Annotated in this window: 15 protein-coding genes; 8 read left to right on the top strand and 7 right to left on the bottom strand. The window is 72.8% G+C overall.

The annotated features are described in order from the left end of the window. Positions 1 to 16: 16 nt before the first annotated feature. Positions 17 to 958 carry a 1-phosphofructokinase gene (gene pfkB / locus AB0I72_RS02835; protein ID WP_358562186.1) on the bottom strand — a complete coding sequence of 314 codons (942 nt, stop codon included), beginning with the start codon at positions 956 to 958 and terminating at the stop codon, positions 17 to 19. A gap of 260 nt (positions 959 to 1218) precedes the next feature. Between pfkB and AB0I72_RS02830 the strand changes: the two genes are divergently transcribed. The 6 genes from AB0I72_RS02830 (at position 1219) to ptsP (ending at position 7102) form a co-directional block, all read left to right on the top strand. After that, positions 1219 to 1980, top strand: coding sequence for a DeoR/GlpR family DNA-binding transcription regulator (locus AB0I72_RS02830; protein WP_358562183.1), 762 nt, complete (start codon positions 1219 to 1221; stop codon positions 1978 to 1980). Positions 1981 to 2110: 130 nt separating this feature from the next. Continuing rightward, positions 2111 to 3223 carry a PTS mannitol transporter subunit IICB gene (locus AB0I72_RS02825; protein ID WP_358562180.1) on the top strand — a complete coding sequence of 371 codons (1113 nt, stop codon included), beginning with the start codon at positions 2111 to 2113 and terminating at the stop codon, positions 3221 to 3223. Beyond that, positions 3220 to 3528 (top strand): PTS lactose transporter subunit IIB, encoded by a 309-nt coding sequence (locus AB0I72_RS02820; protein WP_358562177.1) that lies wholly within the window; start codon positions 3220 to 3222, stop codon positions 3526 to 3528. The genes AB0I72_RS02825 and AB0I72_RS02820 overlap by 4 nt, the downstream gene beginning before the upstream one ends. Next, the gene (locus AB0I72_RS02815; RefSeq protein WP_358562174.1) at positions 3518 to 3961 is read left to right on the top strand and encodes a PTS sugar transporter subunit IIA; all 444 of its coding nucleotides are present in this window, start codon (positions 3518 to 3520) and stop codon (positions 3959 to 3961) included. Before AB0I72_RS02820 ends, AB0I72_RS02815 begins: the two co-directional genes overlap by 11 nt. A gap of 95 nt (positions 3962 to 4056) precedes the next feature. Next, complete coding sequence (locus AB0I72_RS02810) at positions 4057 to 5097, top strand: zinc-dependent dehydrogenase (protein ID WP_358562171.1); 1041 nt, start codon at positions 4057 to 4059, stop codon at positions 5095 to 5097. A 166-nt stretch (positions 5098 to 5263) separates the two neighbouring features. Next, positions 5264 to 7102 carry a phosphoenolpyruvate--protein phosphotransferase gene (ptsP, locus tag AB0I72_RS02805; protein WP_358562168.1) on the top strand — a complete coding sequence of 613 codons (1839 nt, stop codon included), beginning with the start codon at positions 5264 to 5266 and terminating at the stop codon, positions 7100 to 7102. A gap of 82 nt (positions 7103 to 7184) precedes the next feature. Here ptsP and AB0I72_RS02800 read toward each other — a convergent pair whose 3' ends face one another. After that, entirely contained in the window at positions 7185 to 7826 is a 642-nt protein-coding gene (locus tag AB0I72_RS02800) for a TetR family transcriptional regulator (protein WP_358562165.1), read from the bottom strand. A gap of 143 nt (positions 7827 to 7969) precedes the next feature. On the opposite strand from AB0I72_RS02800, the gene AB0I72_RS02795 reads away from it, so the two are divergent. After that, positions 7970 to 9574 (top strand): MFS transporter, encoded by a 1605-nt coding sequence (locus AB0I72_RS02795; protein WP_358562163.1) that lies wholly within the window; start codon positions 7970 to 7972, stop codon positions 9572 to 9574. Between the two features lie 185 nt (positions 9575 to 9759). On the opposite strand, the gene AB0I72_RS02790 is transcribed toward AB0I72_RS02795, so the two are convergent. From AB0I72_RS02790 to argJ, 4 genes are all read right to left on the bottom strand, one after another. Then, on the bottom strand, positions 9760 to 10953 hold the full coding sequence (locus AB0I72_RS02790; RefSeq protein ID WP_358562160.1) for a methyltransferase domain-containing protein: 1194 nt from the start codon (positions 10951 to 10953) through the stop codon (positions 9760 to 9762). A gap of 318 nt (positions 10954 to 11271) precedes the next feature. Continuing rightward, entirely contained in the window at positions 11272 to 11712 is a 441-nt protein-coding gene (locus tag AB0I72_RS02785) for a hypothetical protein (RefSeq protein WP_358562157.1), read from the bottom strand. 117 nt (positions 11713 to 11829) lie between these two features. Next, positions 11830 to 12819, bottom strand: a complete 990-nt coding sequence (locus AB0I72_RS02780) for an RNA polymerase subunit sigma-70 (protein WP_358562154.1) — start codon at positions 12817 to 12819, stop codon at positions 11830 to 11832. A gap of 64 nt (positions 12820 to 12883) precedes the next feature. Beyond that, positions 12884 to 14041 (bottom strand): bifunctional glutamate N-acetyltransferase/amino-acid acetyltransferase ArgJ, encoded by a 1158-nt coding sequence (argJ, locus tag AB0I72_RS02775; protein ID WP_358562151.1) that lies wholly within the window; start codon positions 14039 to 14041, stop codon positions 12884 to 12886. 165 nt (positions 14042 to 14206) lie between these two features. On the opposite strand from argJ, the gene AB0I72_RS02770 reads away from it, so the two are divergent. Next, entirely contained in the window at positions 14207 to 15241 is a 1035-nt protein-coding gene (locus AB0I72_RS02770; protein WP_358562148.1) for a serine hydrolase domain-containing protein, read from the top strand. On the opposite strand, the gene otsB is transcribed toward AB0I72_RS02770, so the two are convergent. Further along, on the bottom strand, positions 15210 to 16037 hold the full coding sequence (gene otsB / locus AB0I72_RS02765; RefSeq protein ID WP_358562145.1) for a trehalose-phosphatase: 828 nt from the start codon (positions 16035 to 16037) through the stop codon (positions 15210 to 15212). The genes AB0I72_RS02770 and otsB overlap by 32 nt on opposite strands. Positions 16038 to 16338: the final 301 nt, after the last annotated feature.

Genomic DNA, 16338 nt, shown 5'->3' with positions numbered 1-16338 from the left:
TCGTGGCCGGGAGGGGTCAGAGTCGGTCGATCCGCAGCTTCGGATCGGGGTCGGCCACCACGGTGACATCGTGCGTGGCCACGTCGTCGGGGGTCGGGACGGTGGTCCCGGGGAGGGACACCGCGGACGTCCCCCAGGACACGGCGCGGGCCAGGGCCTCCTCGGGAGTCCCCCCCTCGCTGAGGAAACCGGCGAGTGCGCAGTCTCCGGCGCCCACCGTGCTCCGGGCGCGTACCTGGGGACCGCGCGCCCACCAGCTGGACGCGCCGTCCACGAGTATGGCCCCGTGCCCGCCCAATGTCACGAGTGCCTGGTCGTTGCCCCAGGACAGGACTTCGCGGGCGGACTCCACGACGTCCCCGACGGTGGCGAGGTCCCGTCCGGTCAGCTCCGCCAGTTCCTCGTGGTTGGGCTTGAGCAGGGCCACGGACCCCGCCCGCGCGGCCTCGGCGAGCGGCTTGCCGGAGGTGTCCAGGGCGAGCGGGACACCGTGGAAGGACGCCAGTTCGGCGACGTGGACGTAGAGGTCGTCGGGGACACCGGAGGGCAGGCTCCCGCAGGCCACGATCCAGTCCGGTTCGCGGGACAGCTCCTGTTCGAGGGTGTCGAGGAGGGCGTCGGTCTCGCCGGGGGCCAGGACCGGACCGGGGGCGTTGAGCTTGGTGGTGGTGCCGTCGGCCTCGGTGACCGCGATGTTGCCCCGGGTCTCGCCCTGGATGGGAACGGTGACGCGCGGGAGGTCTCCCAGCAGGGTGGTGAGCTCGGCCCCGCCGCCCCCGCCGACGGGGAGGAGGGCCCGGGTCGGCACACCCGCCCCGCGCAGCGCCCGCGCGACGTTGACGCCCTTGCCCCCGGGGTGGGCGCGGGTCGTCCGCACACGCAGGACCTCTCCCCGGACGAGCTGGTCGACCTCCAGGGTGTGGTCCACGCTCGGGTTCGGCGTGAGGGTCAGGATCATGGGTGGCACTCTCCGACGGTGTCTGTGCCCTGCCGGGTCGGCTATGGGAGTGTCTTTGATTATGTGTGTTTGCGTGTGTATGTCAATGGTGATGCGCGACTGAGCCGCATCGGCGCGGGTGGGCTTCATGACCGTTCTCGCCGGTCATCGAGGTGTGGTGTGTGTCGGTTCCGGGGGCATTGGTGGAACATGCCCCTTGTGTGTCCTGGGCAACACGGTTAAACTCACTGAAAACCACACCGAAACACAGGTGATCCAACATGTACGCGGAAGAGCGCCAGAAGGTGATCCTCGATCGCGCCCGCCGGGACGGCCGGGTCGACGTGACGGGGCTCGCCTCGGAGTTCGACGTCACCTACGAGACCGTCCGCCGCGACCTCACGACGCTCGAACGCGACGGGGTCCTGCGGAGGGTCCACGGCGGCGCGATCCCCGTCGAGCGGCTGGGCTTCGAGCCCACGCTCAATCTGCGCGACTCCGTGCTGACCGACGAGAAGGAGCGCATCGCCAAGGCCGCCCTGGCCGAACTTCCGAACGAGGGCGCCGTCCTGCTCGACGCCGGCTCCACCACCGGACGTCTGGCCGAACAGCTGCCGACCGACCGGGAGTTGACCGTCGTCACCAACGCCCTGTCGATCGCCCTCACCCTCACGCCCAGGACCAACATCCACCTCATGCTGCTCGGCGGCCGTCTGCGTACCCGGACGCAGGCCACGGTGGACGCCTGGGCACTGCGGTCGCTCGCCGAGTCCTACGTGGACGTGGCCTTCATGGCCACCAACGGGGTCTCCGTCGAACGCGGCCTGACCACTCCCGACCCCGCTGAGGCCGAGGTCAAGCGGGCCATGATCGGCTCCGCCCGGCGCTCGGTCCTCCTCGCCGACCACACCAAGGTCGGCAACGACCACTTCGCCCGTTTCGGTGCGGTGGAGGACGTCGACCTGATCATCACCGACCACGGGCTCGCCGCCGGGCTCGCGGACGAACTGGAGGCCGCCGGGCCCACGGTCCGTACGGTCTGACCGGGTCGATCCGCCCCTGACCCGGGCGATTCGCCACCCCGCCACCATCGGTCGGACCCGCCCGGCCGACCGACGCCAACCCAGTCCCCCGCGGCGGCACCTCGCCCGTCGCACCTCCCAGGAGGATTCCATGTCCACCCAGAGCACCAGTTCCACGCTCGCGTCAGCGCGCTCGGGGGTCCAGCGCTTCGGCAGCTTCCTGTCGAGCATGGTGATGCCCAACATCGGCGCGTTCATCGCCTGGGGTCTCATCACGGCCCTGTTCATCGAGACCGGCTGGCTCCCCAACGCGACCCTGGCCGAACTCGTCGGGCCGATGATCACCTACCTGCTCCCGCTGCTGATCGCCTACACCGGCGGTCACCTGGTGCACGACCGGCGCGGTGGCGTGGTCGGTGCGGCGGCGACGATGGGCGTCATCATCTCCGCCGAGGTGCCGATGTTCCTCGGCGCCATGGTCATGGGACCGCTCGCCGCGTACCTGATGAAGAAGTTCGACGGCCTCGTCCAGCCCCGCATCCCCACGGGCTTCGAGATGCTGGTGAACAACTTCAGCGCGGGCATCCTCGCCGGTCTGCTGGCGGTGTCGGGGGTCTACGCGGTCGGCCCCGTGGTGACCGCGATCGCCAACGGGCTCGGCGCCGGTGTCCAGTTCCTCATCGACCTGAGCCTGCTGCCGCTGGTGTCGGTGATCGTCGAGCCCGCCAAGGTCCTCTTCCTCAACAACGCCCTCAACCACGGCGTCCTGGGCCCGCTGGGCGTCGCCCGCGTGGCCGAGGAGGGCAAGGCCATCGAGTTCCTCATCGAGACCAACCCCGGTCCCGGTCTCGGCATCCTCCTGGCCTGCATGTTCTTCGGTCCGAAGATCAGCCGCGCCACCGCCCCCGGCGCGATCCTCATCCACTTCTTCGGCGGGATCCACGAGATCTACTTCCCGTACATCCTCGCCCAGCCGAAGCTCATCCTCGCCGCGATCGGCGGCGGCATGTCCGGCCTGTTCGCCTTCCTGGTCACGGACGCCGGCCTGCTCGCCACCCCCGCGCCCGGAAGCATCATCGCCCTCATGGCGGTGACCCCGCGCGGTGACCACCTCGCCGTGCTGGCGGGCGTCACCGTCGCCACCCTCGTCTCCTTCGCCCTCGCGTCGGTCCTGCTGGGCTTCGGCCGGGCCGAGCGCAAGGCGGAGCGGGCGGCGGCCGAGGCTGAGGCCGAGGCCGAACAGAACAAGGAGACCAGCGCATGAGCACCATTCAGGGATCGGACGTCAGGAAGGTCGTCGTCGCCTGCGACGCCGGGATGGGCAGCAGCGTCCTGCTCACCTCCCAACTCCAGCGCACGCTCTCTTCGTACGGCGTGAGCGTCGAGCACTCCCCGGTGGACCGGGTGCCCTCCGACGCCGACGTGGTCCTGTGCCACGCGGGGCTGGTCGACCGGGCGCGCACCCGGGTGCCCGACACCGTCGTCATCGGGTTCCAGATGTTCCTGGGCGACCCCGTGTTCGCCCAGCTGGAGAAGGCGATCAAGGACGGTGGGTCCCTTGGCGACTGACCTGGCGCTGACCGCCGACGCCGTGCGGCTCGGACGCACCGCCGCCGACCGGACGGACGCCATCGACCAGTGCGGGACGCTGCTCGTCGAGCTGGGCGCGGTCGAGCCCGGCTACGTGACCGCCATGCACGAGCGCGAGGCCTCGGTGCCGACCTTCGTCGGCGAGGGCATCGCCATCCCGCACGGCACCGACGCCTCACGGGCCCTGGTCAAGGAGACCCGGCTGGCCTTCATCCAGTACCCCGACGGGGTCGACTGGGGAGGGCCCACCGTCCACGTCGCCATCGGGATCGCGGCCTCCGGGGACGAGCACCTGTCCGTGCTCTCCTCGCTGGCGTCGGTCCTCACCGACCCCGACCGGGCCGCCCGGCTCCGCGCCGTGACCGACCCGTCCGACGTGCTCGACCTGCTGAGCCCCGAACCGCGCCCCTGAGCGCTCGTCGATCCACCACCCTCCACTCCCACAGGGCCGCCCCGCGCGCACACCTTCGGCGCGCGGGGCGGCACGACCCCGGAAAGGTCTCCGCCATGCTCGTCGCCCGCTTCTACGCCCCCGGTGACATCCGCCTCGAACAGGCCCCCGAACCGACCGCCGGTCCCGGCCAGCTCAGGATCGGCGTCGCCAACTGTTCGACCTGCGGCACGGACGTGAAGATCTCGCGCCACGGTCATCACCACATCGACCCGCCGCGCGTCATCGGCCACGAGATCAGCGGCGTGGTCAACGAGGTGGGCGAGGGCGTCACCGGCTGGTCCGTGGGCGACCGGGTCCAGGTCATCGCGGCCATCCCCTGCGGCGACTGCCACGAGTGCGACTCCGGACGGATGCCCGTGTGCTCCCGCCAGCAGTCGATGGGCTACCACTACGACGGCGGCTTCGCCGAGCAGATGATCATCCCCGAGGCCGTGCTCGCCGTCGACGGCGTCAACCGCGTCCCCGAGAACGTGAGCATGGCCGAGGCGTCCGTGGCCGAACCGCTCGCCTGCGTGCTCAACGGCCAGGAGATCGCGGGGGTCGGCGAGGGCGACACGGTCGTCGTCATGGGCGCCGGTCCGATCGGCTGCCTGCACGTCCGGCTGGCCCGCGCACGCGGCGCCTCCAGCGTGTACCTGGTGGACATCAACCGGGGACGCCTCGACATGTCCGCCGACATCGTCCGGCCGGACGCCGCCGTCTGCGGTGCGGAGACCGACGCCGTCGCCGAGGTGCTGCGGCTGACCGAGGAGCGGGGCGCGGACGTCGTCATCACCGCCGCCGCCTCGGGCCGCGCCCAGGAGGACGCCATGCGCATGGCCGCGCGCGGCGGTCGGGTCAGCTTCTTCGGCGGCCTGCCCAAGGACGACCCGATCATCCGGCTGGACTCCAACCTCGTGCACTACCGGGAGATCTCGATCTTCGGCGCGAACGGCTCCAGTCCCGACCACAACCGCCGCGCCCTGGAGCTGATCTCCACCGGCGCCGTGCCGGTCTTCGACCTCATCACCGAGCGGATGGGCCTGTCCGACGTGCACAAGGCCATCGAGACGGTGGCGTCGGGCACCGCGATCAAGGTGACCATCGAGCCGTGAGGCCGATCCACCGCCACCGGCGGTCCGGTCCCACCGGTGTCCTCCCAGCACTGGCGTCCCAGCGGCTTTCACGGTTGGCTGTGACCCAGGCGTTCGCACACGCCCCGCCAGCCCATGGGACGGGCCGGGGTGAGCCGAGACCGATCGACGACCCGATCCAGGAGCGATGATGCCGCAGCCCGGCCACCTGCCCCCCGAAGCCCCGGCCCCCGAGGGGACGGCCGACCCCGGCGCAGCACCCCCGGCGGGCCCCGACACGGGGGGCGGCGCGACCGGCGGCACCGGTGACCCCACCGGCGTCCCCGCCAGCGTGTCCGCCGACACCTCCTCAGCCGACGGCTCCCGACTGACGGGCGTCCCCGCCAGCCCCGGCTCGGCCGTCGGCCCCGTGGCCCGCATGGCCGCCCGGCCGACCCTGCCGGACCGCGCCCCCGCCGTCGAGGACCCCGCCGCCGAGACGGACCGGGCGCGCGCCGCCCTGGACGGCGTGGCCGACTGGCTCGACGCCCGTGCCGCCGGACTGACCGGCGACGGGGCGGCGGTGCTCTCCGCGCAGGCGCTCATGGCCCGCGACCCCGAGCTCGCCCGCCGTGTCGGCGAGCGGGCGGAGGCGGGGGAGGCCGCCGCCTGGGCGGTCCACTCGGCGTGCGGCGCCTACCAGGACCTGCTGCTCGCGGCCGGGGGCTACCTGGCCGAACGCGCCGCGGACCTGGCCGACATCCGCGACCGCGCCGTCGCCCGCCTGCTCGGGGAGCCCGTTCCCGGCCTGCCCGACCCCGGCCACGACCACGTCCTGGTCGCCGACGACCTCGCGCCCGCCGACACCGTCCAGCTCGACGCCGGCCGCGTCCTGGCGATCGTCACCCGGCAGGGCGGCCCCACCAGCCACACCGTGATCCTGGCGCGCGCGCTCGGCATCCCGGCGGTCGTCGGGTGCGCGGGCGCGGACGATCTGCGGGACGGGACCGCCGTGGCCGTGGACGGGGACGCGGGAACGGTCGACATCGATCCCGACGCGGAGCTGGTCGAGCGGATGCGCCGGAGGGAGGAGCGCCGCCGTGCCCTGGTCGCCGAGTCCCAGGGGCCCGGCCGCACCCGCGACGGGGTCTCCGTGGCGCTCCTGCTCAACGTCGGCGAGGGCGACCCGGAGGAGGCGGCCGCGCTGGACAGCGAGGGCGTGGGCCTGCTGCGGACGGAGTTCCTCTTCCTGGACCGGACCGAGCCGCCGACGGTCGACGAGCAGACCGCGGTCTACACCCGGTTGCTCAAGGCCTTCAACGGTCGCGTGGTCACCGTCCGCACCCTGGACGCGGGGTCGGACAAGCCGCTGCCGTTCGTCGAGACCGGGCCCGAGGACAACCCGGCGCTGGGTGTGCGCGGCTACCGGACCGCGCGCGACCAGCCGGGCCTGCTCACCGACCAGCTGACCGCGATCGCCCGTGCCGCCGAGGCGACCTGGACGCGGACCCGGGTGATGGCGCCCATGGTCTCCACACCCGACGAGGCCGCGGAGTTCGCGACGCTGGCCCGGAACGCGGGCCTCGGCGAGGTGGGGGTGATGATCGAGGTTCCCGGCGCCGCGCTGCTGGCGGACCGGTTGCTGGCGCACGTCGACTTCGTCTCGATCGGCACCAACGACCTCGCCCAGTACACGATGGCCGCCGACCGCACGCTCGGGTCCCTGCCGGACCTGCTCGACCCGTGGCAGCCGGCCCTGCTTCGCCTGGTGGCGTCCGTGGGACGGTCGGGGGAGCGGCTGGGACGCCCGGTGGGCGTGTGCGGTGAGGCCGCCGCCGACCCGCTGCTGGCGCTGGCGCTGGTCGGGGCGGGGGTGACGAGCCTGTCGATGTCCGGGCCCGCGCTGCCCGCCGTGCGCCACGCGCTGGCCCACCACACACGGGCGGAGTGCGCCCGCCTCGCGGAGGCGGCCCTGGCCGAGTCCAGCGCCGAACGCGCCCGTGAGGCGGTGAGAGCGGCCGCGAACCCGGAGGTCGACCTCTGGTGAGCGGCCACCCCCGGCGGGCGGGCGTCCGTGAGGGAGCGGGAGACGCCCGCCCGCCGGGGGAAGTGACGGGGGACGGTGGGGCTCAGGGGCCCGCCGTCCCCCAGTCGTCTCCGACGGCCTCGGGCACGAGGTCGAGCCGTTCCAGGACGGTGGCGAGCAGGTCGTCGGTGTCGGTGGAGCCGGACGCGCTCCACGCCTCGTGGGCCGTGCCGAGCACGGCGACGAAGACCGCGGTGAGGACGTCCGGGCGCGGGTCGGTCGCGCGGTCGACCCCGGTGCGCTCGGCGACGGCCGCCGCGATCCGCTCCTGGCGGCTCCGGCAGTGGCTCATGAGCGCGTCGACCACCTCGGGGTTGTCGCGCAGGAGGGTGGCGGCGCCGCTCAGGAAGCGGCGCGACCGCGGGTCGACGCGGCTCCAGTGGTCCCGGGTGGCCTCGCGCAGCGCGGTCAGCGCGGGCTCGTCGGCGGGGCGGGCGCGCAGGGACGCCAGGAAGTGCGCGTCGATGCCGGTCACCGCCTCCAGGACGAGCTCCTCCTTGGTGGCGAAGTAGCGGAAGAAGGTCCGCTGGGAGACGCCGACGCTGGCGGCGATCTCCTCTGTCGTGGTCCCGTGGTACCCCTGTTCGAGGAACAGGCGGAGTCCCGACTCGACCAGGCTCTCCCGCAGCCGTGCCTTCTTGCGCTCGCGCAGCCCCACCGCCCCGGGTGCGTTCGTGTCCGTCATGGTCCCTCCCACCGTCGGTGCTCCTCCTTCCCGCGGCATTCCGCACGGGCGATATTACGTCAGTCACAGTCAAAAATCACTTGATGCAAACTGTCAGCCACTGACAGGCTCTCTCACAACGCATTGAGATTCTGGGGGAAGACATGACACTCGGGGATGCTCCGCCCGCGTCGAGGGCGGCTCGACTACGGGAGAGTCCGTGGTCGACGCTGGTCGCCATCGCGTTCGGCGTGATGATGGTGGCCCTGGACGGCACGATCGTCGCCGTCGCCAACCCCGCCATCGGCGAGAGCCTGGGGGCGTCCCTGGCCGAACTCCAGTGGGTGACCCACGGGTACCTGCTGGGCCTGGCGGTCTTCCTCATCACGGCGGGCAAGCTCGGCGACCGCTTCGGCTATCGCCGCACCTTCCTGGCGGGCGTGGTCGGCTTCGTGGTCTCCTCGGTGGCGATCGGACTGTCGGCGGGCGTGGTCATGCTCATCGCCTTCCGCGTGCTCCAGGGGATCTTCGGGGCGCTGCTGCTGCCCGCCGCCATGGGCCTGCTGCGCGCCACCTTCCCGCCGGACAAGCTCGGCCGCGCGTTCGGCGTCTTCGGCAGCCTCATCGGCGCCGCGACCGCGGGCGGCCCCATCGTCGGCGGGATCCTGGTGGGCGTCTTCGGCTGGCAGGCGGTGTTCTTCATCAACCTGCCGGTCGGCGTGGTCACCGTCGTCCTGGCGCTGTGGCTGCTCGGACCGAACCAGCCCACCGACCCCGGCGCCCGCATGGACGTCCCGGGCATCGCGCTGCTCAGCGTGGCGATGTTCGCGCTGGTGTGGGCCCTCGTGGAGGCGCCGACCGCCGGGTGGACCTCCTCGGTCACCCTGGGATCGCTCGCCGTCGCCCTCGTCGTGGGCGTGGCCTTCGTCCTGTGGGAGCGCCGCCCACGGGACCCGCTCATCCCCCTGGGGCTCTTCGCCCACCCGTCGATCGCCATCGGCGCGGTGCTCACGGCGTGCATGGCGGTCAGCCTCATGGGCGGACTGTTCTTCGTGACCTTCTACCTCCAGGGCGTGCGCGGCATGTCCCCGGCCGAGACCGGGCTCCAGCTGCTGCCGATGACCGCCACCATGGGGCTGACCTCGCCGATCGCCGGACGGGTGCTGGACCGGGTGGGCGCCCGGGCGCCGACCACGGCCGGTCTGCTGATGGCCGGAACCGGGATGTTCATGCTGTCCCGGCTGGACGGGGAGACCGGGGTGCCCTACATCTCGGTCGCGTTCGTCCTGGTCGGCATGGGACTGAGCCTGGTCATGACCGGCGCGACGGCCGCGATCCTCGGGAACGCGCCGCTGCGCTTCGCGGGCGTGGCCTCGGCGGTGCAGCAGGCCGCCATGCAGCTGGGCGGTTCGCTGGGCACGGCGGTGCTGGGCGCGGTGATGTCGCTGAGCATCATGGCGACCCTGCCCGGGCACTTCGCCGCCGCCGGACTCGCCGAACCGGCCGAGGCCGAGCTGACGAGCATGCAGAGCACCGTGGCGCAGGGCGGCGCCGTGCCGCCCGAGGGGGCGTCGGCGGAGACCGTGCGAGCGGTCACCGAGGCCAGCCACCTGGCGTTCATGGACGGGCTGCACCTGGCGTTCGGGATCGCGGCGGCGCTGATGCTGGCGTCGGCCGCGCTGTCGCTGTTCATGCGCGCCGGCCACCCGACCGGCGACGGCGTCGGTGAGGGCGAGCCCGCCGGAGGGGCGCCGGCCGTCCACGTGTAGGCGTGCGGGAGGGGCCCACCGGGCGCGCGACACGGTGTCGGCGTCCCGGTGGGCCCCTCGCGTCGCACGGATCGGGGCAGCGGGTACTTCTCGTCTGGGCGGTCCGGGGTCGGCCGTCTCGAAACAGGATGCCCGCCGGGTAACCAGACTGACCAGAACCCGAAGCCGACCTTTCGCACGTCGTCCTACGGCGCGACGGCGAACGGACGCGCCACACCGTTCTCCGGGCGGTCCAGCCACACGTGCTGCCCGTCCCGGCTGACCGTCAACCCGAAGCGTTCACGCTCGGGGCGTCCGGCCCGCTCCCACCAGACCACCGCGGCCTCGACCTCCTCCCACAGGTCACGGGGACCGGCCTGCTCCACCTCGTACTCCCCGACCTCGGGGACGTAGTCCACCGAAGCCCACGCCCCCTTCGTGTCGTAGAGCCACAGCGTGGCTTCGCCGGAGTCGTCCTCGGCGTCGAACCAGGCCCGGCACAGCCCCGGAACCGACGTGCCGACGGCGAACTCGGCACCGCCACCGGCTTCGACCACGGCGTGCGGATCCACCCGGGTCCGCGAGGTACGCACCTTCGCGTCGAAGTCGACGAAGTCAGACCAGCGGCCACCGTGCGCGCGCTGGTCGCGCAGCCACATGAAAGGAGCGTCCCCGATGGGGCGGCCGGTCGCGACTCCGTCCTCGCCCACCTCCAAGCGAAGGAGGGCGGTGGCCATGTAGTCGTTGCCCCACGGCGTGATGATCGAGCCGCCCGGCCGAGTCTGTCTCACCCAGGCGTGGGGAACCCGCTTCGCCGCGACGGTCGCCAGCACCCGATCGAACGGAGCCTCGGCGGGCACACCCTGGGTGCCGTCACCGCAGACCACGGTCGGCTTCCACCCCGCGGCGTGCAGTGCCGCGCGCCCCCGCTCAGCCAGCACCGGGTCCACCTCGACCGTCACCACGTTCTCGGCGCCGAGCCGGGCGCACAGCAGCGCGCAGTTGTACCCGGTCGCGGTGCCGATCTCCAGCACGCGCGCCCCGTCGACGGGCGTCAGCGCCTCCAGCATCCGTGCGACGAGGGAGGGCTGGCTGATCGAACTGGTGGTGTACCGGCCTCGGCCGTCCTCACCGGCCGGGGCGCCGTCGTCGACCTGGGTGGGCAGTGCGAAGTCGGCGTACACGTTCTCCCACCAGTACGGATCATCGCGACCGACGGGGATCATCCATCCGTCGTCGCGGCTCCCGTCCTCAGCCCAGACGGGGTCTGGGACGAACAGGTGGCGAGGCACCTGGAGGAAGGCGTCTCGCCACCGCGGGTCCGTGAGTGCCCCGACCTGATGGAGGTGGTCGACCAGGTCGACGAGGCGCTCACCGGCGTCGAAGTCCGACGGGGGCACTACTTACCGCCGCCGGACGTGCCGCCTCCGCCGTGCGGGCTGGGCTTCTGCCCGTCCTGCTGCCACTTCGGGTCGTCCTTCTTGTCCTCGCTGCCAGGCTTGCCATGACTGCCCACTGTGCTCGCCTCTCCCGGGAGTGGGGTTGCCGTCACGACGACGATAACCCCAAGCGATCGGGCGGTCACATGGATGGCCGGATGCGGTCTGGAGGGTGTGCGGGTCCGCCCGGAGGGGCACGGCGAGCCGCATGTCCGCTGAGCGAGGCACCACGGGCCGCCTCACACCGCACCCGTGGTCGCCGCGCCCACGCGGACGGCCTCAGCCGATCCGGGTCATGGACGACTCGTAGCCGCCTCCGCCCGGGTAGGTCCACGGGCCGCTCACGGTGGCGCCGTCCGCGCTGAAGGTGCCCCGGTAGAACGCGGGCGACCCCTTCTCCCCGGCCCAGATGGTGAGTGTGTCACCCTCCAGCTCGTAGACGTAGTCGAAGGTGTTCCCCTGGTTGTCGTAGAAGCGCGACCTGATGTCGGCGCTCGGCTCCTCGGCGCCGAACGGCTTCTCGCGCCCGATGACCTCCATCCCGATGATGTCGGTGTCGTACTGGACCAGGCTGATGTCCTGGATGAGGAAGTGTCGACCCGGCATCCATCGGAACGTGACGGTCCCCTCGGCGCCTCCGCTGACCCGCCAGGTGCCCACCAGGCGGTCCAGGGCGCTCAGGGCGGGGTCGGGGGTCGCGGTCGTCGTGTACTCGGTCATGGCTGTCGCCTCTCCTGGGTCCTCCGTGCACGGCGGCTCGGTGTCGCCGCCGTGCCGTCACTCGTATGACCGGAGGTTCCGGAGAAAGGAATCGGTCCCGGACGAGGAATCTCCGGGCTACGGCTCGCGCGTCGGCGGCAGCCCGAAGGCGGGCAGAACCTCGGGGCCGAACGTGGTGATCTCCGCGACCAGGCCGCCCTCGATCCGCAGCACGTCGACGTTGACCGCCGTGTACACCCGTTCTCCCGGAGCGCGCGTGTAGTTGGCGGCGGCGGGTTGGCGGTTGGCGTCCAGCGGCACCGTGATCCACTCCCCCCACGCCTGGTCGCCGGTGAGGACCGGACGCCACAGGTCGAGGATCGCCGCGCGCCCGTCGTAGACGAGGGAGGCCGGAGGCATGGTCTGGCGCGCGTCCTCACGCAGCAGCGCGGCCAACCCGTCCAGGTCGGCGTTCTGCGACGCCTCGACGTAGCGGCGCAGGACGGCGCGCTCCTCCTCGCTGGGCGTCGTGGCCGGACCCCAGTCCGCCCGGCGCGGCGGCAGGACGTCCCGCAGAGTGGCCCGGGCACGCTGGAGGGCGCTCTTGACCGAGGGCACGGTCATCTCCAGCGTGCTCGCGGTCTGCTCGGCGGGCCAACCGACGACGTCGCGCAGGATGAGCACGGCGCGCTGGCGCGGGGGCAGGTGCTGGAGGGTCGCCAGGAAGGCGAGTTCGACGGTCTCGCGGGAGATCGCCCGCGACTCCGGCCCCTCGTCGTCGGGCGCGGCGCGGTCCAGCAGTTCGTCGGGGTAGGGCTGGAGCCAGGTGACCTCGCGGAAGGGCGAGGCGTCCGGAGTCGGGGCGTCCGCTCCGTGCCGGGGCCGCCGTCGGTTCAGGGCGTCCAGACACACGTTGGTCGCGATCCTGTACAGCCAGGCCCGGAACGTGGACCGTCCCTCGAAGGTGGCGCGGTTGCGCCAGGCCCGGAGCAGCGCCTCCTGCACCAGGTCCTCGGCCTCGGTGAACGAACCCGTCATGCGGTAGCAGTGGACGCGCAGCTCGTGGCGGTGGCGCTCGACCTGTTCGGTGAAGGCCGCCGCGTCGTCGACCGCGTCGGTGTGCGGCATGTTCGCCACCCTTGTCGGCCGGGAGCCCGCCCCGGGGGAGGGCTCCCGTGTGTTCGTCGTCGGCTCAGGTCGTGTAGTCGGCGTTGATCCGGATGTAGCCCTCGGTCAGGTCGCACCCGTACACGGTGCAGGCGCCGTCGGCGATCCCCAAGTCCACGGAGATCACCACCTCGTCGCCCTTCATGTGCTCGGCGGCGCGCGCCAGCACCTCGTCGGTGGCCTCGGTCGGGAACGTCTCCACGTCGCCGAAGAGGATCCGCACGCGGTCCGGCTCGACGTCGGTCTCGTCCTCGCACTTGCCGACCGCCATCGCCACCCGGCCCCAGTTCGGGTCCGAGCCGTGCACCGCCGTCTTCACGAGCGGCGAGTTCACGACCGCCTTGCCGATCCGCCTGGCCTGGGCGTCGTCGCGCGCGCCGGTGACGCGCACCTCGATCAGCTTGCTGGCGCCCTCGCCGTCGGAGGCGATCATCCGCACGAGTGCGAGGGCCACCCCGTACAGCGCCTCCTCGAACTCCGCCGCGTCCACCGCACCGGCGAGCCCGTTGGCGAGGATCGCCGCCGAGTCACTCGTGGAGGTGTCCGTGTCGATGCTCAGGGCGTTGAACGTGCGGTCCACGACCCGGCGGAACACCGCGTCCAGCACCGGCTGGTCGATGTCGGCGTCGGTGAAGAACCAGGCCAGCATGGTCGCCATGTTCGGCTCGATCATGCCGACGCCCTTGGCGATGCCGGTCAGCGTGGCCGCGCCGACACGGGCCGAGGCGGTCTTCGGACGGGTGTCGGTGGTCATCATCGCTGCCGCCGCGCGGTCCAGGTCGGCCGGGGGGAACTCGGCGGGCAGCGAGTCGAGGTACGCCCGGACCTTGCCCATCGGGTAGGGCTGGCCGATCACGCCCGTGGAGGCGATGAGGAGGTCCTCGGGCTCCACCCCCGCCGCGCGCGCCACACGCTCCCGCACCTCGCGGGCGTTGGCCTCGCCGGTCATCGTGGCCACGTTGGCGTTGCGGGCGATCACCGTGACGCCGCGCGCGTGGCCGTCCGCCGCCGCCTGGCGGCTGATCACCACGCTCGACCCGGCGAACCGGGACCTGGTGAACACGGCCGACACGTGGGCGGGGACCTCGGACACCACGGCGAAGAAGTCGTCCTTGGGGTCCTTGATCCCGATGTTGCCCGTGACGCCACGGAATCCGGCGGGTACGGGGGTCTGGCTGCTCATCGTCCTCCTCCGAGCTCGTGGGCGACACCTTACTTCGTGCTCTGACCAGGGGGCATTACGGGCGTCGCCCATGGGGTTTCGTACCGCGCGTCACCGGAGTCCGGTGTGACAACGCGCGGGTGACGGGGTATCCGCCGAGAGTGACCACCACGGGGGAGGCGTGTCGTGCGTGACGGTGACTGGCTCACGGAGACCGGAGGGCGGATCCGCGGAGTCCTGAAGGTGATGGTGGACGCCGGGTGGCTGCCGGGGGGCTCCGCGGTCATCGGTACCGGGGGCATGTGGGAGTTCGTGGCCGTTGGGCGGATCGACGGCGAGACCGAGACCGCGCCGGACGTGTCCTACGACGTCGCGAGCCTGACGAAGGTCATGGCCACTTGGCCGCTGGTGGGCCAGGCGGTCGCCGAGGGGGTGCTTGACCTCGACGCGCCGATGTCCGAATACCTGCCCGCCGACGACCTCCCCGGCGGGGGCGTGACCACCCGCGAGATCCTCACGCACACGAGCGGGCTCAACCCGGTGACCTGGTTGGAGCGCTACGTCGGCACCGAACAGGACCTGGCGGAGGCGATCCTGGCCGACCCGCTGGAGGACCGCGGCCACCACCACTACATCGACCGCGGCTTCGTCCTGCTCGGGCTGCTCCTGGAACGGCGCTACGGCGTCCGCCTGGACGTCCTGGCGGGCGACCTGTGGGACGAGTTGGGGATGCGCTCCACGACCTTCGGCCCGCTCCCGCGCTCACCCTCCGTGGCGCCGACCGAGTGCCGCCTCGCCGGGGCGGCCCCGACCTGGGGGGTCGTGCACGACGAGGCGGCGGCCCTCATGGGCGGGGTGGCCGGGCACGCCGGGGCGTTCACGACCGCGATCGACCTGGGCGCCTTCGCCCGCGAGATGCTGCGGTTCGGGGACGGCACCAGCGGCCCCGTCCCGTCCTCGTACGTGCGGGAGAGCTGGCAGCCGCACGTGGACGCGGGGCAGCGGCGCTGGCGGGGGCTGGGGTGGCTGATCACCCCGGAGGGCGTCGTCTACCACAACGGGTACACCGGGACCAGCCTGTTCATGCACCCCGCCAGCGGACGCTACGTCGGCGTGCTCACCAACGCCGTGCACTTCGGGCGCGACCGGACGGGGCTGGGGGAGCTGCGGGCGGCGGCGCGGGCGGCGCTCACGCCCCAGGCGCACGGATCGCCGCCGTGAGGTCGGCGAGGAGGTCGCACAGCCCGGCGGGACCGGGGACGACGAGGTCGGCGGCCTCGGCCACGGCCGTGACCTCGTCGGAGGACGAGCACACGGTCAGCCCGGCGACACCGTGCGCGCGCAGGTCGGCCACGGCGTCGAACGCGGGCAGGTCGCCCAGGTCGTCACCGGCGTAGAGCACCGTGCGCGCGCGGGTCGACCGGACGAGGTCGGTCAGCGCCGCGCCCTTGTCCACACCCTGTGGACGGAGTTCGATCACCATCCGCCCGGGCTCCACCCGCAGCTCCGCCCGCTCGGCCAGGGCCGCCAACGGCTGGGCCAGCAGGGCGAGCGCGCCGTCGGGGTCGGCGGTGCGGCGGGTGTGGACGGCCAGGGAGCGGCCCTTGTCCTCGATCCACGTGCCCTCGGGCGCGCCGACGGAGTCGAGCAGACCGGGGAGTTCGCGCCGCACCAGCTCCACCCCGGGCGGCGGGTCGGCGGACAGCACGCGGCCGTCCGTCCAGCGCTCGGCCCCGTAGTGGCCCAGGACGGTGATGCCGGGCACCCGGTCGAGCTTCCCCAGACGGACGGCGGTGGCGGCGGGGCGCCCCGTCACCACGGCGACGGAGCCGACCCGACCGGCCAGGTCGGCCAGCCGCTCCACGATCCCGGGGAAGGGGGCGGAGGTACGCGGGTCGTCGACGATGGGGGCGAGGGTGCCGTCGAAGTCGAAGGCGGCCAGGGCCCCGGTGGGCTCGGCGAGGAGGGTGTCGAGCGCGGCGCGTCCGTCGTCCGTGCTCGGTCGGGGCAGGGACATGCGGGTGCCTTTCGGGTCGCGGGGAGCGGACCGTCCGCGCCGTCAGGGTACCCGGGGGAGGCTCGTCGCCCGCCACCGCCCTTCAACGGAGCGGCTCCGGCTCCAGCGCCCCCTGAGGCGGGCGCGGAGAACACCCACCCCGCCGCGCGACGGGCGCCGTCGACGGAACACGTCCTGGACGCCATCGGCGCGGTACGACCCGCTCCGTGGGCGGTGCCGCCAGGGGGTCGCCCGTGCGACACGCCCGGAGTCGTCAGCCGAGTCGGGGAGGAGGTCACCCGCGGCCGGAGGGTGGGGCCGG

This window comes from Nocardiopsis sp. NPDC049922, assembly GCF_040660275.1.
Taxonomy (GTDB): domain Bacteria; phylum Actinomycetota; class Actinomycetes; order Streptosporangiales; family Streptosporangiaceae; genus Nocardiopsis.
The sequence above is the reverse complement of the archived record's forward strand: the minus strand, read 5'-3'. Positions and strand labels throughout refer to the sequence as shown.